The 25477-nt window shown below is 38.7% G+C and carries 22 protein-coding genes; 18 read left to right on the top strand and 4 right to left on the bottom strand.

Annotation, left to right across the window (positions count from 1 at the left end; genetic code table 11):
• Positions 1 to 15 precede the first annotated feature (15 nt).
• Positions 16 to 729, bottom strand: coding sequence for a ribonuclease PH (gene rph / locus CXF71_RS09160; RefSeq protein WP_101232654.1), 714 nt, complete (start codon positions 727 to 729; stop codon positions 16 to 18).
• 408 nt (positions 730 to 1137) lie between these two features.
• On the opposite strand from rph, the gene CXF71_RS09150 reads away from it, so the two are divergent.
• From CXF71_RS09150 to CXF71_RS09135, 4 genes are all read left to right on the top strand, one after another.
• On the top strand, positions 1138 to 1671 hold the full coding sequence (locus tag CXF71_RS09150) for a thioredoxin family protein (protein ID WP_101232652.1): 534 nt from the start codon (positions 1138 to 1140) through the stop codon (positions 1669 to 1671).
• Between the two features lie 86 nt (positions 1672 to 1757).
• Positions 1758 to 2495: a gluconate 2-dehydrogenase subunit 3 family protein gene (locus tag CXF71_RS09145; protein WP_101232651.1), complete on the top strand. Its 738-nt coding sequence runs from the start codon at positions 1758 to 1760 to the stop codon at positions 2493 to 2495.
• Positions 2496 to 2592: 97 nt separating this feature from the next.
• Positions 2593 to 4320 (top strand): GMC family oxidoreductase, encoded by a 1728-nt coding sequence (locus CXF71_RS09140; protein ID WP_101232650.1) that lies wholly within the window; start codon positions 2593 to 2595, stop codon positions 4318 to 4320.
• A gap of 169 nt (positions 4321 to 4489) precedes the next feature.
• A complete protein-coding gene (locus tag CXF71_RS09135; RefSeq protein ID WP_101232649.1) occupies positions 4490 to 5353 on the top strand; it encodes a YicC/YloC family endoribonuclease in 864 nt (287 codons plus the stop codon).
• Positions 5354 to 5622: 269 nt separating this feature from the next.
• Here CXF71_RS09135 and CXF71_RS09130 read toward each other — a convergent pair whose 3' ends face one another.
• Both CXF71_RS09130 and CXF71_RS09125 read right to left on the bottom strand, forming a co-directional pair.
• Positions 5623 to 6798 (bottom strand): conjugal transfer protein TraF, encoded by a 1176-nt coding sequence (locus tag CXF71_RS09130; protein ID WP_101232648.1) that lies wholly within the window; start codon positions 6796 to 6798, stop codon positions 5623 to 5625.
• A gap of 11 nt (positions 6799 to 6809) precedes the next feature.
• A complete protein-coding gene (locus tag CXF71_RS09125) occupies positions 6810 to 7889 on the bottom strand; it encodes a hypothetical protein (protein WP_101232647.1) in 1080 nt (359 codons plus the stop codon).
• Positions 7890 to 8182: 293 nt separating this feature from the next.
• Here CXF71_RS09125 and CXF71_RS09120 point away from each other — a divergent pair, with 293 nt between their 5' ends.
• The 11 genes from CXF71_RS09120 to CXF71_RS09070 all read left to right on the top strand — a co-directional run bounded on the left by CXF71_RS09120 (position 8183) and on the right by CXF71_RS09070 (position 21154).
• Complete coding sequence (locus tag CXF71_RS09120) at positions 8183 to 8848, top strand: YceH family protein (protein WP_101232646.1); 666 nt, start codon at positions 8183 to 8185, stop codon at positions 8846 to 8848.
• 41 nt (positions 8849 to 8889) lie between these two features.
• A complete protein-coding gene (locus CXF71_RS09115) occupies positions 8890 to 9819 on the top strand; it encodes a mechanosensitive ion channel family protein (protein WP_101232795.1) in 930 nt (309 codons plus the stop codon).
• A 79-nt stretch (positions 9820 to 9898) separates the two neighbouring features.
• Positions 9899 to 10555 (top strand): hypothetical protein, encoded by a 657-nt coding sequence (locus CXF71_RS09110; RefSeq protein WP_101232645.1) that lies wholly within the window; start codon positions 9899 to 9901, stop codon positions 10553 to 10555.
• A 241-nt stretch (positions 10556 to 10796) separates the two neighbouring features.
• The gene (locus CXF71_RS09105; RefSeq protein ID WP_101232794.1) at positions 10797 to 11741 is read left to right on the top strand and encodes a SphA family protein; all 945 of its coding nucleotides are present in this window, start codon (positions 10797 to 10799) and stop codon (positions 11739 to 11741) included.
• 50 nt (positions 11742 to 11791) lie between these two features.
• Positions 11792 to 13729 (top strand): DUF3604 domain-containing protein, encoded by a 1938-nt coding sequence (locus CXF71_RS09100; RefSeq protein WP_101232644.1) that lies wholly within the window; start codon positions 11792 to 11794, stop codon positions 13727 to 13729.
• Between the two features lie 3 nt (positions 13730 to 13732).
• Entirely contained in the window at positions 13733 to 14782 is a 1050-nt protein-coding gene (locus CXF71_RS09095; RefSeq protein WP_101232643.1) for a HupE/UreJ family protein, read from the top strand.
• A gap of 153 nt (positions 14783 to 14935) precedes the next feature.
• Positions 14936 to 15805: a peptidyl-prolyl cis-trans isomerase gene (locus CXF71_RS09090; RefSeq protein WP_101232642.1), complete on the top strand. Its 870-nt coding sequence runs from the start codon at positions 14936 to 14938 to the stop codon at positions 15803 to 15805.
• A 265-nt stretch (positions 15806 to 16070) separates the two neighbouring features.
• Positions 16071 to 17465, top strand: a complete 1395-nt coding sequence (locus tag CXF71_RS09085; protein WP_101232641.1) for a GAF domain-containing sensor histidine kinase — start codon at positions 16071 to 16073, stop codon at positions 17463 to 17465.
• A 255-nt stretch (positions 17466 to 17720) separates the two neighbouring features.
• On the top strand, positions 17721 to 18248 hold the full coding sequence (nrdG, locus tag CXF71_RS09080; protein WP_101232640.1) for an anaerobic ribonucleoside-triphosphate reductase activating protein: 528 nt from the start codon (positions 17721 to 17723) through the stop codon (positions 18246 to 18248).
• Positions 18235 to 20016 (top strand): anaerobic ribonucleoside-triphosphate reductase, encoded by a 1782-nt coding sequence (gene nrdD / locus CXF71_RS09075; protein ID WP_101232639.1) that lies wholly within the window; start codon positions 18235 to 18237, stop codon positions 20014 to 20016. The genes nrdG and nrdD overlap by 14 nt, the downstream gene beginning before the upstream one ends.
• A 115-nt stretch (positions 20017 to 20131) precedes the next feature.
• Positions 20132 to 21154 carry a Gfo/Idh/MocA family protein gene (locus tag CXF71_RS09070; protein ID WP_101232638.1) on the top strand — a complete coding sequence of 341 codons (1023 nt, stop codon included), beginning with the start codon at positions 20132 to 20134 and terminating at the stop codon, positions 21152 to 21154.
• An 83-nt stretch (positions 21155 to 21237) separates the two neighbouring features.
• Here CXF71_RS09070 and CXF71_RS09065 read toward each other — a convergent pair whose 3' ends face one another.
• Positions 21238 to 21861 carry a helix-turn-helix transcriptional regulator gene (locus CXF71_RS09065; protein ID WP_101232637.1) on the bottom strand — a complete coding sequence of 208 codons (624 nt, stop codon included), beginning with the start codon at positions 21859 to 21861 and terminating at the stop codon, positions 21238 to 21240.
• Between the two features lie 180 nt (positions 21862 to 22041).
• Here CXF71_RS09065 and CXF71_RS09060 point away from each other — a divergent pair, with 180 nt between their 5' ends.
• The 3 genes from CXF71_RS09060 (at position 22042) to CXF71_RS09050 (ending at position 25423) form a co-directional block, all read left to right on the top strand.
• Entirely contained in the window at positions 22042 to 22452 is a 411-nt protein-coding gene (locus tag CXF71_RS09060; RefSeq protein WP_101232636.1) for a VOC family protein, read from the top strand.
• 53 nt (positions 22453 to 22505) lie between these two features.
• Positions 22506 to 22922: a VOC family protein gene (locus tag CXF71_RS09055; RefSeq protein ID WP_101227376.1), complete on the top strand. Its 417-nt coding sequence runs from the start codon at positions 22506 to 22508 to the stop codon at positions 22920 to 22922.
• A 113-nt stretch (positions 22923 to 23035) separates the two neighbouring features.
• Positions 23036 to 25423 carry a fatty acid cis/trans isomerase gene (locus tag CXF71_RS09050; RefSeq protein WP_101232635.1) on the top strand — a complete coding sequence of 796 codons (2388 nt, stop codon included), beginning with the start codon at positions 23036 to 23038 and terminating at the stop codon, positions 25421 to 25423.
• The last annotated feature ends 54 nt before the right edge of the window (positions 25424 to 25477 follow it).

Here is a 25477-nt window from a genome sequence, read left to right as displayed (position 1 = left end):
TAATTTCCTGTTCGCTTAGCTTAGTGCAGCTTTTTGTATGTCGAATAATTCATTGATTCCGTTTTTAGCCAATTCAAGCATCGCTTGCATTTCTTCAAAGCTAAACGGTGCTTCTTCAGCAGTACCTTGTACTTCAATAAGCTTACCGGTATCTGTCATAACAACGTTCATATCAGTATCTGCAGCAGAATCTTCTGGGTAATCTAAATCAGCAACAGCTTCGCCTTTATAAATACCAACAGACACTGCAGCAATCATATGCTTAAGTGGGTTAGTTTTAATAATATCTTTAGCACGCATATAGTTCAGTGCATCAACTAGCGCAACACAAGCACCAGTAATAGCAGCAGTACGAGTACCACCATCAGCTTGAATAACATCACAATCAACTGAGATAGTATTTTCACCTAAAGCTTTCAAATCAACTGCCGCACGTAATGCACGCGCAATTAAGCGAGATATTTCTAATGTACGACCGCTTTGCTTACCTGAAGCAGCTTCGCGACGCATACGTGTGTGAGTAGAACGAGGTAACATACCGTATTCAGCAGTAACCCAACCTTTACCTTGGCCTTTTAAGAAACGTGGTACACCAACTTCAACGGTCGCAGTACAAATTACTTTAGTATCGCCAAACTCAATAAGTACTGAGCCTTCTGCATGAGTGGTAAATTGACGAGTAATCGTTACGGGGCGAATTTGCCCTAATGTTCTGCCGCTTGGACGCATGGAGTGTTCCTTTATAGTAAATATAAGTTAAGACTGATATACCCGTTCTACTTGAAGATGCAGGATTCAGCGAGAATTTAAAGGCTTATAGGCAAGACAATGATCGCAGAGAATGGTTATTCCCTTATCAAAATCAATAACGTAGCATATAGGCATTTAAAACTCGCCCTTCGGGGATTGCTGAGCAACTCATGTACTTCATTGCATCTTTTTTTAAGGGAACCACCCTTAATAAAAAAATGCGCCTTGCTCATGAATCGCTCAACAAGCCTGAAACGAGCATCCTCAAATGGGACGGGTATAATTTAATTCCCGCTATTATAATGCTTATATGACTTTTTTGAAATATAGTTTGCCAACACAAGGTCATGTAGTTGTCATTAGTAACAAATATTAGCAGAGCGTATCATGAAAATTTGTAGCACCTTGGTTATCAGTTTAAGCTTATTGTTAAGTAGTATCGCAACGGCGAATACTTCAGCTACGGCGATAGCGCCAAACTTACCGACTTACAGTAAAATATACGATGACCAACGAGACCCTTTTAAAGATGCAACGGCAGCACTAGCCTTAGCGAAAGAAACTAATCGCCAAGTGCTTATTGAAATAGGCGGTAACTGGTGTAGTTGGTGTCACAAAATGGACAGCTTTCTTGCTAAAAATCCTGATGTATATAAAGCATTACATAGCCAATATGTGTTACTAAAAATTAGTGTCAGTGACAGTAATGAAAATAATGATTTTATGAAATCACTGCCTCCAGTGCTGGGTTACCCACATATGTATGTTTCAACAGCGCAAGGGAAAATGATTTTATCTAAAGATACTGCAGAATTATTGGCTGGTAATGATTATTCAAAATCACAATGGTTAAGCTTTTTAACTGACTGGTCTGTAAATACGACTAAAGCTAAAGCAAAGTTAGCCGCCTCAGTAGACTAGTTAATCTTTCCGCTGGAAGCAGATTTAAAATAGCGAAAACATCAAATCTTCTCGTACTAGGACGATTGGGTTATAGGAGCACATTAGTGAGTAATAAAGATAAATGTTCGTCTTTTTTTGATGAGAATTACCAAATACCTGAATTTATCAAAGAGACACAAGCACGGCAGGATCGACGCCAATTTCTTAAGTCGGCCGCAGGTATGGGAGCATTAGCGAGTTTACCCACCTTCAGTGTTAGCGCTAAAGCCCAAACCTCACTGATTGAGTTAGTTAAAACAGACCCTTGGTTAACGCTGGATGCCACACTCAATCAATTATTACCCAGTTCAGCAACGGGTCCTAGCGCGAGTGAAATTAGAGCGACCGCTTATTTACATCAAGTGATGACAGTACAACCCACTGAGCAAGACGAAAAAGAATTTATCCTTAAAGGTGTTGGTTGGTTAAATGGTTATGCCAACAGCGAAAAATCAGCAGACTTTGCACAATTAAATTTTGCCGATAAAGAGCAGTTACTTCGAGGCATTAGTCAATCAACAGCAGGCCAAAATTGGTTAAACACGTTACTCGGCTATATTTTTCAAGCCATGCTTTCTCCTGCTAGTTATGGTGGCAACCCTGACGGCATTGGTTGGCAATGGTTAGAGCATCAAGCGGGGTTTCCTCTGCCTGAAAAAGGCCAGCGTTATTTTGAATTACCGCCTAGAGCGCGAATTGATTTGATCAGCCACGTAGATTACGACAAAAAACGAATAGATAGTGACAACAAACGCGTAGCAACTAGTCGTAAAAAATCGCCCCAAGGAACGAGAAAATCATGAGTTATGACATTTGCCTCACCTGTAATGCTGGTAGCGGCTGCCATTCTAGCTTTATTAATAAAAACACTTTTACTTCTCCTACATTTGGCGGTATTTAATGAGTTATGACATTTGTATCATTGGTAGCGGCGCTGGTGCCTCCCCTATTGCTCATCAATTAGCAAAAGCTGGCGCTAAAGTATTGGTCCTTGAAAAAGGCCCTTGGTTGACTGAAAAAGAATTTTTCAAAGACGAGCTGACCATCAGCATTCATGATGCTTACAACCCAAAGCTCAGTGATGAACAGCACGTTATTGAAGAGCAATACCTTGATGAAAATGACAAACCTTTTTGGCAGGGTGAAAAAACTAGTGATTCAGGCTGGAGCTGGTGGAATGGTAATGTTGTCGGTGGTTCATCCAATTTCATGAGTGGTTATTTTCATCGCTTAAAGCCGATAGATTTCCGTTTAAAGTCAGAATTTGGTGCGATAAAAGGGGCTAATATTGAAGATTGGCCAATTAGTTACGACGAGCTTGAACCTTATTATGCCAAAGTAGAACGTGAAGTCGGTGTCTCTGGTCGTGTGGTCGAACATCCACACCAAGAACCTCGATCAACAGACTTCCCCTATCCGCCTATTGCCGAGTTACCCATGTCTTCATGGATAGATAAAGCCGCTAAAAAAATTGGCTATCATGCCATTCCCGTACCTAGAGCCATTTTATCTGAGCCGGCTATGGGCAGGCGCAGTTGCGAGTACTCTGGATATTGCAGCAGTTATGGCTGTGCGTCTGGCGCAAAAGGTAGCGGACGAGCGGCACTATTAAATCATGCTGTAGCATCAGGTAATTGCACCATAAAAGCTAATGCAAAAGTCTACAAAATTGCCAGTGATACAGAGGGTAAAATTACTGGCGTACATTATTACGATAAAGTCGGCCGTAAAAAATCTGTCAGCGCAAAAATTTATGTCGTGGCTTGCCAAGCGGTAGAAACTTCGCGTTTATTATTAGCATCTACCGGTGAAAAATTTCCTCAAGGTTTAGCGAATAATAGTGGTCAAGTAGGTAAAAATTTATTGTTTAGTGGTGGCGGTACCGGACAAGGTGATTTTAATTATGCAGACTTATCCGAGCAAAAAGTCAATGAGTTAAAACAAGTGGGTCCGTTTATTAATCGTGCCCTGCAAGACTGGTATCAAATAGCAGATAAAAACTTTACGGGCGCTAATAACAAAGGGCAAGCCAAAGGTGGCACCATAGACTTTTTATTCCACCAAAACCCTATTGCTAGAGCACGTGGCACACAGTGGGGAGTAACCAAAAGCGGTGATGAGCAATTACTGTGGGGCGAAGATTTAAAACAAAGTTTAAAAACAGAATTCACCAGTTATAAAACGCTACGCTTTGAAGTGTTTAATGACTGGCTACCTACTGACGATTGTTTTGTCAGCTTAGATAACGAAGTGACTGATCAATGGGGCGATCCAGTAGCCAAAGTACGTATTGGTTATCATGACCACGACCTTGAAGTAGGGGAATATTTATCGAAAAAAGCAGAAAAACTACTTGAAGCCTTAGGTGCAAAAAATGTTTCCTCCTCTGTCAGTGGTTATCCTTCAACAAATTTAATGGCCGGTGGTTGTCGTTTTGGTAATGATCCAAAGACATCCGTGCTCAATAAAAACTGCCAAGCCCATGAAGTGGATAACTTGTATGTTACCGATGGCTCATTTATGCCAACCGGTGGCAGCGTCCCTTATACTTTTACTATTTATGCCAACGCCTTTCGGGTTGCCGATAAAATAAAAGCACATTGGCAGCAGATACAGAAACAGGCATAATTAGCTTAATTCACTGGTATTAATCAACCGAGTCCTGTTGTCGTCATTCCCGAGTTCACTTAGTCGGGAATCCACGTTTGTTTCAATTAATTACTGCGAAACTGACGTATTGACAGGGATGTCGGCTATATTTGAGTACCCTCTTTTAGCAAACTTTCAGGTAACACTTATGATCTACAGCATGACTGCATTCTCTCGCATTGAAATTAAAGGCGATTGGGGCAACGCCGTTTGGGAGATTCGCTCTGTTAATCAACGATTTCTAGAAACCCATTTTCGCTTGCCAGAGCAGTTTCGTGGCATAGAGCCTGTTTTACGTGAGCGTTTTCGCAAACAGCTCAATCGTGGCAAAGTAGAATGTCACTTACGTTTTAATGCCAACCCAACAAACAAAAGCGAATTAGCGCTTAATGAAAATTTGGCTCTGCAACTAATTCAGCATGCTAATTGGATTAACGATCAAACACTTAATAGTAAAGTTAATCCTTTAGAAGTAATGCGCTGGCCTGGTGTGATGGAAGCACCTGAAAGCGATATGTCTGCTATTCAAGCCGAATTACTTGCTGCTTTTGATCAAGCATTGATTGATTTTGTCGCCGCTCGCGCCAGCGAAGGTGAAAACCTTAAAGTGATGATTGAGCAACGCCTTGATGCAATAACTGCTGAAGCCGATAAAGTGCAAACACATATGCCAGATGTTATTGCTTGGCAGCGTAATCGCATTATTGAAAAATTCACCGATGCTAAAATTGATTTAGACTCAGGCCGTGTTGAGCAAGAGTTAGTGTTATTAGCACAAAAAATGGATGTTGCCGAAGAGCTAGACCGCTTAAATAGCCATGTTACTGAAACCCAAAAAATATTGAAAAAAGGTGGCGCACAAGGTCGTCGTTTAGATTTCATGATGCAAGAGTTTAACCGTGAAGCCAATACTCTAGGCTCTAAATCCATTAATACTGACATAACAGCAAGTGCTGTAGAGTTAAAAGTACTCATTGAGCAAATGCGTGAGCAGATCGCGAATATAGAATAGATTCTGAGCAATACCTCAACACCTTGCCTGAGTGATGAAAGCCTTGCACTGGTGCCGACGATTATTCACTGGTCTATCTAATGCTTTAACGTTGGCGTTTGAAGTAGACAGCACCTCATGAGTAAGAGCTATCTACCTTAAATAATCAACTACGACAGCTTCATCATAAAAGTTAAATAAAAAAACCGCTACTTTAATAAGTAGCGTTTTTTTCGTTAGTAATAAATTAAAAGGTACTAAAAGCACCTTTTAAAATGAGATGGTTTAGTTTACCAAGCTACACTAAGGTTTAACGAATAACGTCTGTCTACTTCATCACCATGTTTAGGCCCTGTTTGCTCTTCATAGGTGGAGAAACCGATTCGAAATACTGATGCAGTAAAGTCAACACCTGCGGTTACCCCTCCTTGATAAAGACCTGTTGCAATTTCCAAAGATGACCAACTGTTATCATAGATTAATCCCGATATACCAAAACGTAGCCGTTTCATAAAGTCGCTATCTTCATAGTCGCTATAACTCACTTCATCGTTTTCATCTAAATTATAGATACGGTATTCATTCGCATTAAACACATCAACATAATCGAGTGCGATACGTGTTTTTTTGATGAAAGGTATATTAGGTTCAATCGAGGCACCAATATTTACTGTTGTGGGTTGCCTTCCATAATTATCGTCAAAATCAAGACTACCGATATTCATAACGCTTAAACCAATCGCTGGTTTGAGGTCTTTCATATAATAAAACTGATAAATCGCTCCTAAGTCAATCGAGTATCCATCGCTATCTTTCTCCATTTTATCACGTAGCTCATCACCTAAATCGTCACCATTTAATAGATCAGCGGGGGTTAACTTTCCTTCAAACGATTTCTGAAAAAGGTATTTTGCACCTAATCCAACTTGTAAGTTACCATTGCCGAATTTCTCAAAGGTATATGCCAATGCTGCAGTTAACCCACCATAGCCACGGCTTTGCACCTCTAAAATACCATCTATGCTGTTAGCGTGTGGGGTTAAGTTAATATCCGTGGCAGCCAGTAAACCAATACTCCAAGCATAATTACCATCGTTATTACTCATAGAACTATAGTTCGCAATATCAATATGAGTACGTACACCTGAATATTTCTCTAAAACATCAACAATTTCATCTTCATTATCACTGTCGATAGCATCACTTAAGTCATTCACAATATCGATAGAGCCATCACTCGCGGTCATGTTGATCCCAAGAAAGTCTACAATTAAACCATGATCTGTCGGTAAATTAGCAATACCTGCTGGATTAGAGAATACCGAGCTACTGTAACCACCAGATGATACATTTGCACCACCCATGCCCATAATGCGCATATCCTTATATAAATAAGCGAGATCGGCTGCATTTGAGAAAGGAGCTAATGTAAGTCCAGCTAGTGCTGGAATGATCCATTTTTTCATTATGAAATTCCTTATTCTTTATTTAAATATTTAATAATATCATCCATAGTGAAACAATCTTCACCTTCGGGTACTGCTGAACAGCCTTCACTTTTTATTTCTTCTTTAAAGTCATCAATAGACTGTTGGATTTCAGCTTCATCAACATCACCAGAGCTTGCAATTACCGCTTCAATGCTATCAAAGCCATTATTCAATGCATCTAATAGATAACTTTTGATATTAAGATCTTCTTCATCTTGACTTATTGGGCAGGTATAGCAGGTATTCTGGTCCGAATCAGTACAAATAGCGTAATCAACTTCGCAATAGTTTTTAGTGAAGATAGTGCTGCCTAGCGTGGTTGACTCTAAAAAATATTCAGGCTCACCCTGATAACTGATAGTTAAGTAGTTATATGTTTTTTCACTACCGTTACTTGCGATGAATGTCACTTCTTCGCTGTTATCGACTGTTACGCCAGCTTCACAATCATCATATGGTTCAGAAAAGTTACTATCATTTTTATGCTCGTAGCTATATTTAAGTGCACAGGTTGAGCGTAACATTGATGGATTATCGCCACTTTCATTATCAACCCATGCTGAGACGTCACCCCCCGTAAGTGCATCAATGGCCATCGTCACTTTTAAAACATCAATAAACCCTGTAATCAAACAAACAGTTTCCTGCGCGGAGGTGGGATAATCAATTGATTTACAGCTGTTAGTTTCGAGGTACTCATTTAGTGCTGTACGTGAAAGGTCGAGATCTGATAATACTGAAGGTGAGGCTGACTCTGCTATTTCTGCAACAAAACCTTCAAAGGTAAGTTCTTCGGTAGCGGTATCATCTTCAATCATTGCACGCATGATAACGGGTAGCGGCAAACCTGAACGACCTAAATAAGCACTACTTAAATCCACCAAATATTCCTTTTTTGGATACGTTGCTTGACAACTTTCATCAGCAAGGCGTTCAATAGCTGACTCGAAGCTACCGTTATCTAAATCATTTTGAATGTAATAACGGCACAGTTCTCTTTCTGTATCATCACAACCATTAAGTAATAACGTTGCTGGAATAAGAGCGAGCAGATAAGCTGTTTTCATAGTAATTTCCTTAATACAATACGAGGATATATTTTATTAACCTTAAACCAAGTAAAATTATTAAAATAATTACCTTTCACTTGGCTTTTAATAAATCGATTAAAAGACTACAAAGTGTAAATCTAAATTAAATTAAATCAAATTGTAACTTTAAGTTGTTTTGAGTTTCTTGAATAAAGGCTTTTAAGTATTACGTTATGAGCTACGATATGGACGATTTAACACGCTAATATAGTAAAAACCCCTATTGCTTGGTATAACATCAGTAAAGATTTTTATAAGGATATCTTCAGATGATCACACTTTCCCCAGAGCAATGCCGTGTTATCGGTGTTATGTTAGAAAAAGAAACCACTACGCCAGAGCAGTGCCCGCTTTCTTTAAACGCTATTGTTACGGGTTGCAATCAAAAAAGCAGCCGTGAACCGGTAATGACCCTGTCAGAAAGTGACGTACAAAACGTCGTTGATGAACTAGTACAAATGAACCAACTAATGGTGGATCAAAAAGCGTCGACTCGCGTTAATAAGTATTTTCATCGTTTTTGTAATACCGAATTCGGTAATTTGAAGTTCACCCCTCAACAAAAAGCACTTATTTGCGTACTATTGCTCAGAGGACCTCAAACGCCAGGCGAGTTAAGAACGCGCACTAATCGTTTAGCTGACTTTACTGATGTCGGTGAAGTTGAAGCCACCTTAAACCAGTTGCTCGACTTGAATGGCCAAACATTGGTACAAAAACTCGAACGAGAGCCCGGTAGACGTGATTGCCGCTATGTACATTTACTCTCAGAGTTTGATGAAGCCAGTTTTGCTCCTGCCACAAACACTAAAACTGACATAGCTCCCTTAGCCGATCATAAACAACTCACTCAGAGAGTCGATGAATTAGAACAACAAATAGCATCATTAACAGAACAAATGGCCTGTTTAACTGAGTTATTAAATGATGACTAAATATTAAATTACACACGCTAGCTATATTTATGGATATTAAAATGTCAGACCCCCAAAGCGACAACACTGAAAACTTAACCAGCACCATTACCGACACGGCGCAACAAGCCGTCGATCTTCCTGGGAAGTTGTTACGCACTGAAATTGAACAAGCCTCACAGATTTATCAAGTAATTATCGATTTTTTTACCAACTATAGCTTTCAACTAGTTGGTGCCTTATTGATATTTTTATTCGGTTATTCTATTGCTGGTAAAGTCGCTAAAGCGGTATTACGTCTTTGTGAAAAGCAAAAACTTGATGTTACCTTAAGCCGCTTTCTTGCCAGTACCACTAAAATGGTAGTAATGGTGATGATAACTATCATTGCATTGAGTAAAATTGGCATTAGTGTTACGCCATTTATTGCCGCCATAGGTGCAATTTCATTAGGTGCAGGTCTAGCATTACAAGGCTTACTAGCCAATTATGCCGCTGGCTTTAATATCATTATTATTCGTCCTTTTGTTGTCGGTGATACCATTGAAGTACAAGGAGTCACGGGCATAGTTAAAGAGGTACAATTAGCGTATACCATCATCCAAAATGAAGATTCAGCAGAGATCACTATTCCCAACAAGCATATTGTCGGTGAAGTGGTGCTTAACTCCAAAAAAGATACTTTATTAAAACTCTCTGTTGGCATCTCCTATCAAGACAACCCTATCGAGGTTATAGCGCTTGTTGAACGCACTTTAGCAAAACTTGATATATATACTGATGAAGTACGCATGCAGGTGGGTATTGATGATTTCTCTGACAGCGCCATTACCATTGGCATTAGACTTTGGATACCCACAACCAACTTATACGCAGCAAAATATAGCGCCTATAAAGCGATTTACTTAGCGTTTGAACAAGAAAAAATCACCATTCCTTTCCCTCAACAAGATATACATATTATTGAGTCAAATAAGGTTAAACAAATTTAACGATAAGGGTCTTGGCTAACTGGAAAATAGCCCTATGAATTTATATTCAAACCCAACTAATCTAAATCAGGAGCTACAAATGAATAAATTACCAATGTTATTATTAGGTGCAACTTTCGCCGCAAGTCCTTGCATGGTATTAGCAGAAGAAATAGCAAAGCAACAGGTTGATATTTCTGACCCTATGGCCGTATACACGGGAGGCGCGATTACTGGCGGTAATGAAGGTTTAGGTGGTGCATTTCAATTTGGAATGCACAAAGGGGATTGGGGTCTTTTGGGAAAGATTGAAGCAAAAAAAAATCTAGATGCTTTCAGAACCAGATTATTTACACCAAATAAAAATACCGGTACCGGTGTTTTTATTGATGCGGGTACCGACTCATCTATTGATGGCATAACGTCAAATTATGCAACTGTCGGGGTATTACAAGTGGTTCCCCTAGCTAAAAACCTCAGGCTATATGCAGGACTTACCTATGGTAAATCTTGGGAGAAAAATGACTACTTTCAAGAAACCAAAATTGCGATTGCACAAACTTATTTAAAATACGATATTAATAAAGACTTTTATATCATGCTAAACCCGCAATATACCTATGGGTTTGACGGAGAAGAAACACGTAACTTTTTTATGGAATTTAATTTTGGCTATCATATTGATGCAACACAGTTAGTTTATCTTGAAACATCAACTGAGAATGCTGTCGTTCTTAATTATAAGTTTAAAATTTAATGAACAAAGTACTGACACCGGTACATTCGTTCATTTGATTTAGATAAATATAGCAAACAGCTAAACATATGCCCGATGTTAGGCCATCTTTTATGATGTTAAACATGGCCTACTTCTTTAAATATAAAGCTCAATTTTTATTGTTTTTATATTAATGGTGTTTGTTAATATGTTTGCGCTAGTTGTGTCTCGTTATACCGTTGGATCTTGGGCTATTATGTCCAATCATAAGGATATTGTTATGTTAAAAAAGTTGACTCTTTTAAGTCTTCTATTCCCTTGTTTATCTTTTTTCACTTTTGCTGAAGAAGGTGGCAGTGGTCATTATATGCCGGGCTCTATGTCCTCATTTATGGATGGTGTTCCTGCGGCTCAAACTTTTATTGTTCGATTAAATGCCTTGGAATATAGCGGGAGTTATGACCATAGCTTACCTTTTGCGGGCATAGATGCTGCTAACGTAGACGTTAAATCCAAAGCACTAGCGTTAACACTACTGTACCGGCCAGATATTGATTTAGGGGAAAACTGGAGTTACTCCTTTAGTGCCTCCATTCCCTATGTCGACATGGAAGTATCTGCCAATGTTTTTACTGATGGTGTTAGCGATATACGAGTAACCGACTCGGATAGTGCCCTTGGTGATATTATTATTATGCCATTGATGTTGAATCAAAATATCTCACCTGACCTGAATATTAATTATCGTATTTCTTTATATGCGCCAACGGGCAGTTATCAAGTTGGAGAATTAGCCAATACAGGGAAAAACTTTTGGTCGGTTGAACCAACCGTTGCTGCTGTTTATATGGGACAAAAAAATGGTATTGAAGCAAGTGTTTTTGCCGGTATCGATTTTAATCAGGAAAACGACGACACCCATTACAAATCGGGTGCACAAGCCCATTTAGAAACAACCTTTGCTCAACATTTCCCTTTATGGGGTGGTTTAGCGGGTGCTGGACTAACTGGATTTTACTATAAACAAATAGTCGGTGATAGTGGTGATGGCGCTAATTTTGGTGATTTTAAAGCCAGCTCTGTTGGCGCAGGTCCGACATTGTCATTCGTTCATAAAACAGCGAGTGCTGACATCATGGCCGAGCTTAAGTGGTTGCATGAATTTAGTACGACTAAAAGAGTGCAAGGCGATACTATTTTTTTAAAAGTAATGGCTAAATTTTAACTCGCATAACAAAGAAAATATTTTCTATTTATAATAAAGGATTAATAAAGATGAAGATCAACGTTTCAATAATAGCTTTAACCACTGTATTTGCGTTAAGCGCTTGTTCAGAAAAACAAACTGACGCACAAAAAGATCAAAACCATGTTAAAGCCGTCAGCGCAGCGAGCACCGTGAGCAACCCCGACGAGTCTGTTGCTGCCCGTGCAGCAAGCATCAAAGAGCAAGAAGAAAATGCGCCAAGCAATCCACTGAAAAATGCTTATTTTGGTGAAACGCATATGCATACTAAATATTCATTAGATGCGTATATTGGTGGTAACCGCATGAGTCCGAAAGATTCATTAGAGTTTGCTCAAGGGCACGAAAAAGAAATTAATGGTCAAATGCACAAGTTGCATCGTCCGTTGGACTTTGCTGCCACTACCGATCATTCTGAATATATAGGTGAAATGTACACTACACTAGCGGAGGAAGCCGTTGGCCATAATAGTGAAGTCTTAACGGAGTTACGTGGGTTAACAGCCTATAAAGATCAAATTAGTTGGTTTGTTAAATATGTTATCTCGGTAAACAGAGGTGATGCCAAACCAAGTCACCCTCCTTTTTATACGGGTAAAGAAAGCACCATGAGCGCTTGGCAAATTATTTTACAAGCGGCCAAAGAAGAATATAAACCAGGGGTGTTTACCACCTTAGCGGCATTTGAATGGAGTGGCGCCCCTAAAGGCGGTAATTTACACCGTAATATTCTCTTTAGAGACATGGTAGTGCCTAAACAACCGATGAGTTACCTTGAAATTAATCGAGAAGAAGGTTTATGGGAATGGTTAGCAGAGCAAGAAAAGCAGGGTAGTACTGTACTTGCTATACCTCATAATTCTAACGCTTCAAAACTTAATATGTTTAACCCTAACGACTCTACAGGGAAACCTATTACTAAAGAGTACGCCGAACTGCGTAGTCATTTTGAGCGCACCATTGAAATGATGCAAATTAAAGGTAATTCAGAAGTTCATCGTAATTTTTGGCCAAATGATGAATTTGCTGATTTTGAAAATGCTGACTCGGTCGCTAAATTTAGTAATCGTGCCTTAGATAAGCGTAACTTCGTTCGTTGGGGCGTCATTGAAGGCTTAAAACATTATCAAAATTTAGGTGTTAACCCTTACAAACTGGGCTTTAACGGTGGTACTGATAGCCATAACGGTTTGACGGCTGATGTGGCGGAAGATAACTATATTGGTGGTCATGGTGCTGTCGACTCTACGCCTGAGTTACGTAGAACGGGTGAAGTACCAGAATGGTTAGAAGCTAAACATGAAAGCATTGGCTCTATTACTGGCGTATGGGCACCAAAAAATACGCGTGGTGCTATTTGGGATGCCATGTATAACCGTGAAACTTTTGCCACTTCTGGACCGCGTATGCAAATTCGTTTCTTTGCTGGGGAGCACTTAACGCCAATGCCTACTGATATTAAAGCCATGGTTAAAGAAGGTTATGCTAAAGGTGTGCCAATGGGAGGCACGATTAACGGCGCTGATTCTGCACCGGTATTTACTGTGTGGGCGGCAAAAGACAGCATAGGCGCTAACTTAGATCGTATCCAAATAATTAAAGGCTGGGTTGATCAAAAGGGTGAACAACATGAAAAAATCATCGATGTAGTTTGGTCTGATGAGCGTACAAAAGATAGCAATGGAAAATTAGCGAAAGTAGGTAATACCGTTGATTTAAAAACAGCTAAGTACACTAACACCATAGGTAGTACTATGCTAATGGCGAGCTTTACCGATGACGAGTTCAATGGTGAGTTACCCACGCTTTATTATGCACGTGCTATTGAAATACCAACGCCGCGTTGGTCAACCTATGATGCTGTACGTAATAACTTACCTTTATTATCCGATGTGCAAGCAACGATTCAAGAGCGTGTTTGGAGCTCACCTATTTGGTTTATGCCCGCACAAGAAGTTGCACACTAGTTAATGAACATACTTTTACTAAAAATGAAGCAGGTATTCAAAGGAGCACCTGCTTTTATTTTTCTATTGCTTATGTCGTTTGCAAACACGACGCAGGCTAATAAGATTCAATTAGCCTATTTGCAAATAGAAGCATTACCCCCCTCATCAATAGAGATGCAAGCCGCAGATGATTTAATAGTACAACAACAAATTTACCATAAAGTCATGTGGAAACAACCCGTGAATACCAATGGTGCTCCACTGACGCCAGTCTTTAGTGAGGGTATCAAAATTACTGATAAAGCAGCGCCGGTTATACTTAACGGTGCCAATATTCAATATTTTACGTTAACTGCACCACAAGGCTTAGCCAATAGCCTTCTTCGTATTGATAACTTAGAAAAAACCACCACAGAGGTCATGCTAAAATATCACAGTAGTATTAGTGATTACTCAGTGAGGTTAACACCATCGTCACCCAGTTATACCTTTCTAAAATCGCCCTCTTCTTGGCAAACTATTCAAAGCTACACTGTTTTTGGCGTAGCGCATATTTTGGAAGGTTATGACCATTTACTATTTGTTTTATGTTTATTGTTAATTGCTTCAAGCCTTAAAAAATTATTATGGGCGATTACCGGATTTACCCTAGCACATTCAATAACCTTAGTTTTGAGTACCCTCAATGTCATTAAATTAGCTATAGCGCCCGTTGAAGCCGTTATTGCCTTAAGTATCGTTTTTTTAGCGGTAGAAATTGCTAAAAATAATACTCAGTCGTTAAGTTATCGCTACCCCGTGGCAGTCTCTAGTAGTTTTGGCTTATTACATGGTTTTGGCTTCGCCTCCGTTTTACTCGAACTCGGTTTGCCTAAAAATGACCAATTTCTTGCGTTAGGCTTTTTTAATGTCGGTGTCGAAATTGGACAATTACTTTTTATTACTGCCATGTTATTCGTTATTTGGTCGGTAAAAAAGCATATAGATATTCGAAAGCACAATCGAATTAATGCCTACATTATTGGCTCTATTTCCAGTATGTGGTTATTTGAACGAGTATTGCAATTTTAACGCTTAGTTACGATGTATCGCAGCAGAGCATCAACAACAAGCAAAAAGGTGTGAAGCTAAAAGCGCAAGGTCACGTTTATACTTCACCTATTTGGTATAACTCAAAGGATAAAGGTCGCGCTTATATTTACGATTAAGCGTTACGGTAAAAAAATGATGAAACAATTAATTAAAGAGCCATTACTGCATTTTATTTTGTTAGGCGTGGGGCTTTTTTATTTTTATGCTGGCGTAGTACAACCTACCTCAGCAAATAATGAAATCTCCATTTCTGAAAGTAAAATTGAACAGTTGATTTACAGCTTTGAAAAAAGTGCCCTACGACCGCCAAGTGAAAAAGAGCTTAATACCCTGATAAAAAATCATTTCAAGGAACAAGTCGCTTATCAAAAAGGGGTTGAAATGGGCTTACTTGAAGGTGATACGCTGATTAAAAAGCGCATTCAACAAAAATTGGAGTTTATTGTTGAAGATGCCGTCAGTGACAGTGAACCGAGTGATGAACAATTAACTCAATTTTTGCAGGCGCATCAAGAAGATTATCGCCATGATGAACGCTTTAGCTTTGTGCAGCTTTACTTTGATCCCCAAAAGCATACTGACTTTAATGGCGATATGTTAACTATTTTTGAACAATTAACCGACCAACATTTTGATAAGCAAGAGCAATTATTGGCATGGTCTGATGATATATTTTTAGAGCTGGAATTTACTAATATCCCATTTCATCAAGTTGCTCGACTTTTTGGTAGTGAGTTTGCTATGTCATTGTCTTTGTTGCCTACAAATCAATGGCAACAAAAAATCAAATCAGGTTATGGCACTCACATTGTTTATTTAAAAGCGATCACCGGGGGCGAGTTACAACCTTTAGAGCAGATTCACGCCAAAGTTAAGCAAGATTGGCTAAATGAACAACGAGAACAAACATTAGCGGCTTTTTATCAAAATCTATTTGATGAATATCAAATAGATACCACCTTAAAAAATAACATGCCAAACGTCGATAAAAAAGGTAATTAGGCTGAAAATTAAAGTGGCCCCTAGCGGTAACAATTCACCAAGCTCCCATTAATTGCAAGTCACTACAAGCCATCTCTGATGAACTTGCTTCTATGCAAATATTTATAATGTAATAGTGTTTATACCTAGAATAATTAGGTCTTTTTATCATCAACCAAATAACTCTTAAATACGAGTAGTTTTCGCTCAAGTTAGCACCGAAAGTTAATAACTTTGTTTCGTATCAAATTTAGTTACTTTTAGCCGCTAGTACTGAATTTAAGCTATGAAAAATAATGATCCTTATGCCATAGTTAACTTAATTCAGTACTCAGGATTCCGTATGTTAACTCATATAAAAGAAATTGTTGAAGCCGTGTCAAATAGCTATGGCGATGAGTTTTTTACTAAATTAACGTTGGCGCTTCATAAAGTCATTAATGCAGATTACACCTTCATTGCACGCATCAATGCACAAGAGTTCAGCTGTAAAACCGAAGTGCTTGTGGCCAAGGGCGAAATAGTTGAAAACTTTGAATATTCCCTTAAAAATACCCCCTGCGCTAATGTTGCCGATAATGGGGTATGCTTTTACCTTAAAGATGTCTGTAGTTTTTATCCCGAAGACCAGCTATTACTTGATATGAAGATTCAAGCATATATTGGTACACCTTTGGTTGATTCAAAACACCAGGTAATAGGTTTGATCGTTGCTCTATATGAAACGGAACAAACTAATGAAGATGAAACTGGCTCGTTATTCCAGCTATTTTCAGGGCGTATTGCTGCCGAACTTGAACGCCTCGATTATGAACAATCACTTGAAGATAAAATAGCAGCACGCACCTTAGAGCTTTCCGACACAGTAAAGAAACTACAAACAACCCAAACGCAATTAGTAGAATCTGAAAAAATGTCGGCTCTTGGTAATTTAGTTGCTGGTGTTTCTCATGAAGTAAATACGCCTTTAGGTATCGCAATAACTACTCACAGTATCATAGAGGATGAATTTAAAAAGCTGAAAGGTAAACTTGATAGCCAAAGCCTAAGTATGAAAGATATGGAGAATTTCCGTAAAACGTCAGATAGTGCTTTAGTGATGCAGGGTGAAAATTTAAATAGAGCTAAGAACTTAATTGAAAACTTTAAAAAAACAGCTGCCGATCAACATCAATTAGAAATAGAAGTCTTAGATATTGGCCAATATTACCAGCGAGTTATTTCTACCTTACGTTCTATTTTAAAACCACAAAACGTTAGTCTAGAAATAACCTGTAAAGAAAAAATTGTGTTAGCCACTTACCCTGGAATTCATGCGCAAATATTAACTAATTTAATTAATAATAGTGTTAAGCATGGTTTTGCTAATAAAAATGACAACGATCCAGATATTAATAATCCAATCCAAGAAAACAAAATAACTATCGAGGTTAAAAAAATCACCGATGATGAAGTTGAAGTGATATACCGTGACAATGGCCGCGGGTTATCTAGTGCCGCGCAACAACATGTTTTTGAGCCTTTTTTTACTACCGCTCGTAAATATGGTGGTATAGGTTTAGGCATGTCTATTGTGTTTAACTTAATAAGCCAGAAGCTCAATGGATCAATTAAGCTAGGAAAAACTCAAAAAGGTGCTTGTTTTCATTATAAATTCAAAGCTAATGTGCCCAATAAATAAAAAATAACGGAAGCGGTCAAATCGCTGCTTTCATACTGATTATTCCCCTGTTCTGTCCACTTAGCTCACTACTCATCAACTTACACCGCTCTGATTAATCGCCACATGATGTGTATGGGTATTAATAAAAGCACCACATATTGTGTTTATTTCTATATTGACACTAATTCCCATGATCTAGATCAAGATCTCAAAACCATTAAATACTATATATTGTGTTTATCAAAACAATAATATCCATATATAGGCAACAAGATGGTTTTTAACTGCATTCCCCCTAGTGTCGTTTTCCAAGAAGTTCCTAATGAGATCAGCTTGTGCTTTAGTATTACTGGCTGCAAGGTCGGTTGCAAGGGCTGTCATAGTACCGAGCTATGGCAGGCAGAGAACGGTATATCACTCACCAATCAGAGCTTCATGCAGTGGCTTAAAAAATATCAGGATTTAATCAGTTGCGTGGTGTTTTTTGGCGGCGAATGGCAACCAAGAGCACTGATTGAAAAATTGCTCATCGCTAAAAAATTCGGCTTAAAAACCTGCCTCTATTCCGGTGAAGAGACTGATGAAAAAGCGGGCATAAAACACATTGATCTTAGAATTATCCAGCACTTAACTTTCTTAAAAACAGGTGCTTGGCAAGAAGCGTTAGGCGGCTTAGAAAGCCCAATCACAAACCAAATATTTCGTAATGTCATTACTGGCGAAAAACTAAATTACTTATTTACTAGAAACACTTTTAACACACCTCTACTTACTCAAGGAGCAAGCAATGTTGCGGCTTAATCAAGAACAAATCACCCATAAAAAAGACTTCATTAGAGATTACTTTTCAGCAGAAAATGCCGCTGATGGTTCAAAAATGGATGCCAATGCCAATGTTAGTCACAAAAATATTGCGACCTTAGAAGCTGAGTTATTAAAAGACTGTTTTGTGCAAATTAATCGTGCTTTGGTCCATGACAAAATACGCGATACTTTTGATGCTGATTTGGCCAAAGAGTATTTACGCCAAATTGAAGATCATGAAATTTATGTACACGATGAGACCAGTTTAAAACCTTATTGCACCTCAATTAGCATGTATCCATTTTTATTGGACGGCCTAACCAAGTTAGGTGGCGAATCTAAAGCACCAAAACATCTAGACTCTTTTTGTGGCTCTTTTGTGAATTTGATTTTTGCTATTTCAGCGCAATTTGCCGGCGCTGTTGCGACGGTTGAGTTCCTTACTTATTTTGATTATTTTGCCCGTCTTGAATATGGCAATGACTATATCAACACCCATAGATCTGAAATAGAAAATCATTTACAACATGTGGTTTACGCTATCAATCAACCTGCAGCCGCTCGGGGTTATCAAAGTGTTTTTTGGAATGTTTCATTATTTGATCAGCACTATTTTGCTTCAATGTTTGGTGAGTTTGTTTTCCCTGATTTTAGTAAACCCAATTGGCAGACCGTTGACCAGTTACAGCATTTTTTCCTTAGTTGGCTCAATAAAGAACGTGAACAAGCAGTACTTACCTTTCCGGTAGTTACCGCAGCAATGCTCACTGAAAATGGCCAGTGCAAAGATCAAGATTTTGCTCGAAAGCTCGCCCAACAAAAAGCTGAAGGTAACTCATTTTTTATCTATTTATCTGACAGTGCTGACTCATTAGCTTCGTGTTGTCGATTGCGTAATGAGATTTCTGATAACACCTTTTCTTATACCTTAGGTGCTGGTGGTGTTGCCACGGGCTCTATTAATGTCATTACCGTTAATATGAACCGTTTGGTGCAAGATGGTCGAGACTTAAAGACAGAAATAGAGAAAGTTCAAAAGTACCAAGTCGCTTACCGAAAACTGATGGAAGACTACCAAAAACAAGGCGCATTATCGGTTTACGACGCTGGTTTTATTTCACTTGATAAACAATTTCTTACCATTGGCATTAATGGTATGGCTGAAGCGGCTGAATTTTCCCACATTAAAGTTGGCAATAATGAAGAATATAAGCAGTTTGTCAGTCAGCAATTAAAAATAATTTACCAAGCTAATCAATCGGCTAAAAAAGAATTTGGTTATATGTTTAATACCGAATTTGTTCCCGCTGAAAACCTCGGCATAAAAAATGCGAAATGGGACAAAAAAGATGGCTACCAAGTTTCACGTGATTGTTATAACTCTTATTTTTATGTCGTTGAGGATGAGCAAACAAACCATATAGATAAGTTTGTCATGCACGGTCAAGAAATGACGCAATACTTAGATGGTGGCTCAGCACTGCACTTAAATTTAGATGAAGCATTATCTACCGATGCTTATATGAAGCTATTCAATGTAGCCGCTGCCACGGGTTGTAATTATTTTTGCATCAATGTAAAAATAACGATTTGTAATGAATGTGAAAAAATCGATAAACGCACTTTACAGCTCTGTTCAAGTTGCGGCAGTGATAACATAGATCACGGCACGCGGGTTATTGGCTATTTAAAACGTGTTACCTCTTTTAGTCAGGGCCGACAAAAAGAACATGCCCTACGCCACTATCATAAAGAAAGTGCTTAAATATCCCAAGCTAAGCTAGCCATCTTGTAAACAATAAACAAGATGGCTAGATAGACTCTTCGGCGACTAAATGTAATACTTTTCAGCTATAAATATGTTTTTTAAGGCTGTTCACATGACTAATTTTGCCGTTATCGGTACCAGTAAAATCACAGACGCTTTTATTGAGGCCGCCAGGCAAGATCCTCGCTTTAATTTAGTGGCGGTATATTCTCGCCAGCAAAAAACAGCGCAAAGCTTTGCCGATAAGCATAATCTTGAGCATTGTTTTACTGACTTGGCTTTATTAGCCAACAGTGACCTTATTGATGCGGTATATATTGCCTCACCAAACAACTTTCATGCACAACAAAGTATTGCCTTACTAAATGGCGGAAAACATGTACTTTGTGAAAAGCCAGTGGCTATTAACTGTGCTGAACTTGAGCAAATGGTTGCCGCCGCTAAAGCCAGCAATGTGACTTTTATGGAAGCAATGTTGGTGACTTTCCTGCCTAACTATCACCAAATAAAAAAGCAGTTAAAATCACTTGGCAATATACGAAAATATAGTGCCTCATTTTGCCAGTTATCATCTAGGTATCCCGCTTACTTAAGGGGTGAGAACCCAAATACCTTTAATTTAAATTTTGGTAACGGCGCTTTAATGGATATAGGTATTTATCCATTATATTTAGCAATCGATTTATTTGGTTTACCGACAGAAATAACAGGTCAATGTTATAAATTACCAACGGGTGTTGATGGCTATGGCGATATTTTATTGAATTACACTTCGACAGAGAACGACAATAACCAAGCGGCTTTACAAGCACATATAAGTTATTCAAAACTCAGTAATGGCAGCAATATTTGTGAAGTACAAGGCGAAAATGGTCACCTAACGTGGCAGCATTCATCACTATTCAATGAGGTTAGCTTGCATTTAAATGACGGTAGTTGCCAAATATTAACGTTAGCGCAAACCGATAATAGAATGACTTACGAACTGAGCCATTTTATCGATTTAATAGAAAGTGGTCACAATGAATCTTCAGTGAATAGCTGGCAACTTTCGCAACAAGTATTGTCGGTAATAGAACAGGCCAGAAAGCAGCAAGGTATTATTTACTCGGCAGATAAACCAGCAGAAAATTAAAAGGCTTAATTTCTGATAATAAACTCACCTTAAAAGCTCAGCCTTTTTAACGATGCTCTAACCAAGCATCGTTAATAAATTGTCTAGCTATTAACAGGCAATACTTTATAAGCACAACGTCTTGCCCCTTCAACAATATGCTCTTCTCGACTAATGGTAGCAACTTCGCTCATTAGCGTCTGAAACATTTGTAATTCTGAACGACAAAAGCTTAAACATTTACTGGCTGCAGCACAAATAGGGCAATGATTTTCTATTAACCAAAATACACCGTCATGCTCTTCAATGGTTGCCATATATCCTTCATCACTGCGCAATTTAGCTAAGGTTTGTAATTTTTCTTCCACGCCAAAGCGGTCAGCAAGGGCTAATCTATAGTTGGACATCGACGTTTCTTCTCGGTGACTGATCAACTTTTCCAAGCCATCATCCCCAAAAATAGTGATGACTGAGTCAAGTAACTGTACGGTTAATTCATCGTGACGATCAGCAAAGCGGCTATTACCTTTATCAGTCAATGACCAATACCGAGTAGGTCGGCCTCGAGCCGCTTTTTCATCCTTAAAAATCACATCACCGGAATCTTCCAGCCCTTGAACATGCTGGCGAACCCCCATGGTAGTAAGACCCAATTCACTTGCCAGTATTTTGGCCGTTAAAGGCCCTGCGGTCTTTAATAACTGAATTATTTTTTCATGTGTTTTCATTCAAACTACAGCCAATAAATGGGATATATCACTATTATTACGCATTTTTAGCATAATTTCATCGTCTAGCTCAATATTTAGTAAAGTTTTTTGTTTATATTTAACTTGACCTTCTTTAGTAAAGTGTTTACTTTATTAAAGAAATAAGACGCTTTACTAAAGCAAACGAAGAGAATAATGATGAATTTAAATCAAGTCACCCTTACTGTCATTAATATGGATGAAAGCACTGAGTTTTATCTTCGTTTAGGTTTCATTCAAATTGTCGATACACCACATTATGCTCGTTTTACTTGCCCTGATGAGGGCGCTACTTTTTCATTAAGCTTAGCGGAGGAAGATACTCTAAAGAATGCACAGAATAAACTGAGCACAGGCACAACGATCTATTTCGAGCATGAAAAATTAGAGCAATGGGTGGAAAAAGTTCAGAGCCGAGGTATTGTTTTTGACCAGTTACCAGCCGAACAATCCTACTTGTGGCGTGAAGCGATGTTACGCGACCCAAGCGGTAATAAAATCAAACTGTATTGGGCAGGTGAAAATCGTTTAAATCCGCCATGGCGAGTTGAGAAAAAGTACCAAGCATAGGACAACTACACGATTTTTGTTAGATACGTTTTATAACGTAAAGGAGAGCAATTATGATTACTTTAGAACACATTAATTTGGTCGTATCAGACATAGAAAAAAGCTTAACCTTTTACCAAGCCGCTTTTCCTCATTGGCATGTACGTGGTGGCGATAAAGGTGAATGGTCAGGAAAACCGAGAAACTGGTTACATTTTGGCGATGATTATCAATATATAGCCTTGGCCGATAATGGCGTTGGCGACAATAGAGACTTAACAGGTCATCAAGTAGGTTTAGCGCATTTTGCTTATGTCACCAGCGATATCAAAGGCACCATAGCGCGTATCACACAAGCGGGCTTCCCCATTCATAAAGAGGGTACACCTGATGAGTATAGAGAAAACATCTATTTTCTTGATGCTGATGGTTATGAAGTCGAGTTTGTTCAATATAATACCGATGTACCTGAGCTGAGAAATCGTTATTAGTCTCACTATTTACACACTATATAAGTCATTCAATGTTGAGGAATACATAGTCACTTTACAGTATTCATCAACATCGCTTAAACTTAGCGCATTGCAGCAATTTAAGGATTTTCATGCGTAAGTTTCAATGGCTATTTATTTTTCTATTTCTTTCGGGTTGTGCCACGTTAGGTGTAATGGAGTTTGATAAACTTTATGGCCCTAGCAATGTCGATAATCGACTAGTCCAACCTAAAGCAACTACCGCTCAAGCAATTAATTTTAATGAGCATATACAGCCAATTATTGAAAATCGTTGCGTCGTTTGTCATGGCTGTTACGACGCCCCTTGCCAATTAAAAATGGAAAGCCGTGCGGGTATTGAACGTGGTGCAAATAAAGCCATGGTTTATAATGGTGAACGCTTACTTACTGCAAACATTAGTGCAAGCCTAAGTAAGTTAACGGAGTTGAAAGCTGAGAGTTTACAGCCGCTGCGTGAACAAGGATTTTTCCCTGTGCTTAATGAGCGCCAGCAAACCGAGCAAGCTAATACTCAGGCTAGTTTGTTCTATCAAATGATCCAATTAAAGCAACAGCATCCATTACCGAGTGAGCCATTATTGAGTAACAATTTTGATGTTTCACTCGATAGAAATCAGCAATGCCCAACGATAGAAGAGTTTGAAGCATATAAGAATAAATTCCCTCTTGGCGGTATGCCTTATGCACTACCTGCACTATCGACAACTGAGCATACTCAGTTAACTAATTGGATAGCGCAAGGTGCAATCATGCCTGACGCCATACCAGCCAATGCGAAAGAGCAAAAAATGATCACCCGCTGGGAGACATTACTTAATGGCAGTTCAGCTAAGGAGCAGCTAATTGCACGCTATTTATTTGAACACTTATACCTAGCCAATTTATATTTTGATAAAACACGATCTAGTTATTTTAAACTCGTTCGTTCGAGCACCCCTAGCAGTAAAAAAGTAGCGGTTATTAATACGCGTCGCCCTTTTGATTCACCCTATGCTGACGGCAGTACTACTGCCATCGTCAATAAACCACAAGTGTACTACCGACTAATTAAGCATAACGAGATCATTATTGCTAAGCGCCATATGCCCTACCCATTTGGTGAGGCTAAATTAGCGCGCATCACAAAGCTTTTCTACCAGCCAGATTACGCGGTAACTAAGCTACCAGATTACCAATTAGTCAATGCATCTAATCCTTTTAAAACTTTTCAGGCCATTCCAGATAAAGCACGCTATCAATTTTTATTAGACCAAGCACAGTTCTCTATTATGAATTTTATCAAAGGCCCTGTTTGTCGTGGTCAAATTGCACTGAATGTGATTGAAGATAATTTTTGGGTGTTTTTCCTCAGCCCAGATAATTTTGATCATTATCCCAGTCAAGATTTCATTACTGCCAATACCGACCTGTTGCAATTGCCCGCGGCAACTAGCGATAAAACCATGTCATTACTGTACTGGCGACAATATGCCAAACGCCAGCAAAAATATATAAAAAACAAAGTAGCCTATTTGAAAGAAATTAACTTACAGCCTGAAGAATTAAATTTAGATTTAATTTGGTCAGGTAAAGGCAACCCTAATGCCAGTCTCACTGTATTTAGGCACTTTGATAGTGCCTCTGTATTACAAGGTTTTGTTGGCCCAACACCTAAAACCGCATGGCTAATTAGTTACCCTTTACTAGAACGTATTCATTATTTACTAGTCGCTGGTTTCGATGTGTATGGCAATGTTGGCCATCAATTGAAAACACGCTTGTACATGGATTTCCTTCGCATGGAAGCAGAAAGTAATTTCATCAGTTTACTGCCTAAAGCTCAACGCAAGTCTATCCATGAATATTGGTATCGAGGCACCAGCAGTGACATTAAGGATTATATTTTTTCTGATGATTTTGATCAGTTACCGGAAACAGGCATTAACTATCAAACCAGTAATCATCAAGAAGAGCTCTTTAAATTGGTTGGGCAGCATACAAAAAATATGAATGTTAGCCAATTTAACCTCTCTTCATTAGTACAAAGCAAAGCAGACAAGATCATGGCAAATATAAGTGAGTTACCTAATGAGAGCGTTGCTCTGTTACCACAAGTGAGCTATGTCATGGTATCAAATAGCGATAAAAAACAAGTCTATAGCTTAATCAATAACTCCGCACACAGTAATGTTGCGCATTTATTTTCTGAAGATAATCGTCGCCTACCTGCAGAAGATAATTTAGCCATTTTACGTGGTGTTGTCGGTACTTATCCCAATACATTTTTTAAAGTAGAACAAGTGCAACTCGCTGAATTTGTTGAAAGCTTGAACGCAATAAAAACAGAGCAAGATTACCGTAAACTTAAAGATCGGTTTGCCATTCGCAGAACTCATCCTGATTTTTGGATGTTTGCTGATGAATTACATGTTTGGTATAAAACCAACCAACCTAAATCGTCCGGCTTACTTGATTTTAACCGCTTAGAAAATCGTTAATTTTTTGTAGAAAATCAATTAGCAATACTCTGTAACAAAATACTGCCGCTTACC

It is taken from the genome of Colwellia sp. 12G3 (genome assembly GCF_002836775.1).
GTDB lineage: Bacteria > Pseudomonadota > Gammaproteobacteria > Enterobacterales > Alteromonadaceae > Colwellia.
The sequence above is the reverse complement of the archived record's forward strand: the minus strand, read 5'-3'. Positions and strand labels throughout refer to the sequence as shown.

What these genes read in the sequence shown, in the direction of transcription:
- rph (WP_101232654.1), bottom strand. Translation starts at nt 729, where the DNA reads ATGCGTCCAAGCGGCAGAACATTAGGGCAAATTCGCCCCGTAACGATT.
- CXF71_RS09150 (WP_101232652.1), top strand. Translation starts at nt 1,138, where the DNA reads ATGAAAATTTGTAGCACCTTGGTTATCAGTTTAAGCTTATTGTTAAGT.
- CXF71_RS09140 (WP_101232650.1), top strand. Translation starts at nt 2,593, where the DNA reads ATGAGTTATGACATTTGTATCATTGGTAGCGGCGCTGGTGCCTCCCCT.
- CXF71_RS09135 (WP_101232649.1), top strand. Translation starts at nt 4,490, where the DNA reads ATGATCTACAGCATGACTGCATTCTCTCGCATTGAAATTAAAGGCGAT.
- CXF71_RS09130 (WP_101232648.1), bottom strand. Translation starts at nt 6,798, where the DNA reads ATGAAAAAATGGATCATTCCAGCACTAGCTGGACTTACATTAGCTCCT.
- CXF71_RS09125 (WP_101232647.1), bottom strand. Translation starts at nt 7,889, where the DNA reads ATGAAAACAGCTTATCTGCTCGCTCTTATTCCAGCAACGTTATTACTT.
- CXF71_RS09120 (WP_101232646.1), top strand. Translation starts at nt 8,183, where the DNA reads ATGATCACACTTTCCCCAGAGCAATGCCGTGTTATCGGTGTTATGTTA.
- CXF71_RS09115 (WP_101232795.1), top strand. Translation starts at nt 8,890, where the DNA reads ATGTCAGACCCCCAAAGCGACAACACTGAAAACTTAACCAGCACCATT.
- CXF71_RS09110 (WP_101232645.1), top strand. Translation starts at nt 9,899, where the DNA reads ATGAATAAATTACCAATGTTATTATTAGGTGCAACTTTCGCCGCAAGT.
- CXF71_RS09105 (WP_101232794.1), top strand. Translation starts at nt 10,797, where the DNA reads ATGTTAAAAAAGTTGACTCTTTTAAGTCTTCTATTCCCTTGTTTATCT.
- CXF71_RS09100 (WP_101232644.1), top strand. Translation starts at nt 11,792, where the DNA reads ATGAAGATCAACGTTTCAATAATAGCTTTAACCACTGTATTTGCGTTA.
- CXF71_RS09095 (WP_101232643.1), top strand. Translation starts at nt 13,733, where the DNA reads ATGAACATACTTTTACTAAAAATGAAGCAGGTATTCAAAGGAGCACCT.
- CXF71_RS09090 (WP_101232642.1), top strand. Translation starts at nt 14,936, where the DNA reads ATGATGAAACAATTAATTAAAGAGCCATTACTGCATTTTATTTTGTTA.
- CXF71_RS09085 (WP_101232641.1), top strand. Translation starts at nt 16,071, where the DNA reads ATGAAAAATAATGATCCTTATGCCATAGTTAACTTAATTCAGTACTCA.
- nrdG (WP_101232640.1), top strand. Translation starts at nt 17,721, where the DNA reads ATGGTTTTTAACTGCATTCCCCCTAGTGTCGTTTTCCAAGAAGTTCCT.
- nrdD (WP_101232639.1), top strand. Translation starts at nt 18,235, where the DNA reads ATGTTGCGGCTTAATCAAGAACAAATCACCCATAAAAAAGACTTCATT.
- CXF71_RS09070 (WP_101232638.1), top strand. Translation starts at nt 20,132, where the DNA reads ATGACTAATTTTGCCGTTATCGGTACCAGTAAAATCACAGACGCTTTT.
- CXF71_RS09065 (WP_101232637.1), bottom strand. Translation starts at nt 21,861, where the DNA reads ATGAAAACACATGAAAAAATAATTCAGTTATTAAAGACCGCAGGGCCT.
- CXF71_RS09060 (WP_101232636.1), top strand. Translation starts at nt 22,042, where the DNA reads ATGAATTTAAATCAAGTCACCCTTACTGTCATTAATATGGATGAAAGC.
- CXF71_RS09055 (WP_101227376.1), top strand. Translation starts at nt 22,506, where the DNA reads ATGATTACTTTAGAACACATTAATTTGGTCGTATCAGACATAGAAAAA.
- CXF71_RS09050 (WP_101232635.1), top strand. Translation starts at nt 23,036, where the DNA reads ATGCGTAAGTTTCAATGGCTATTTATTTTTCTATTTCTTTCGGGTTGT.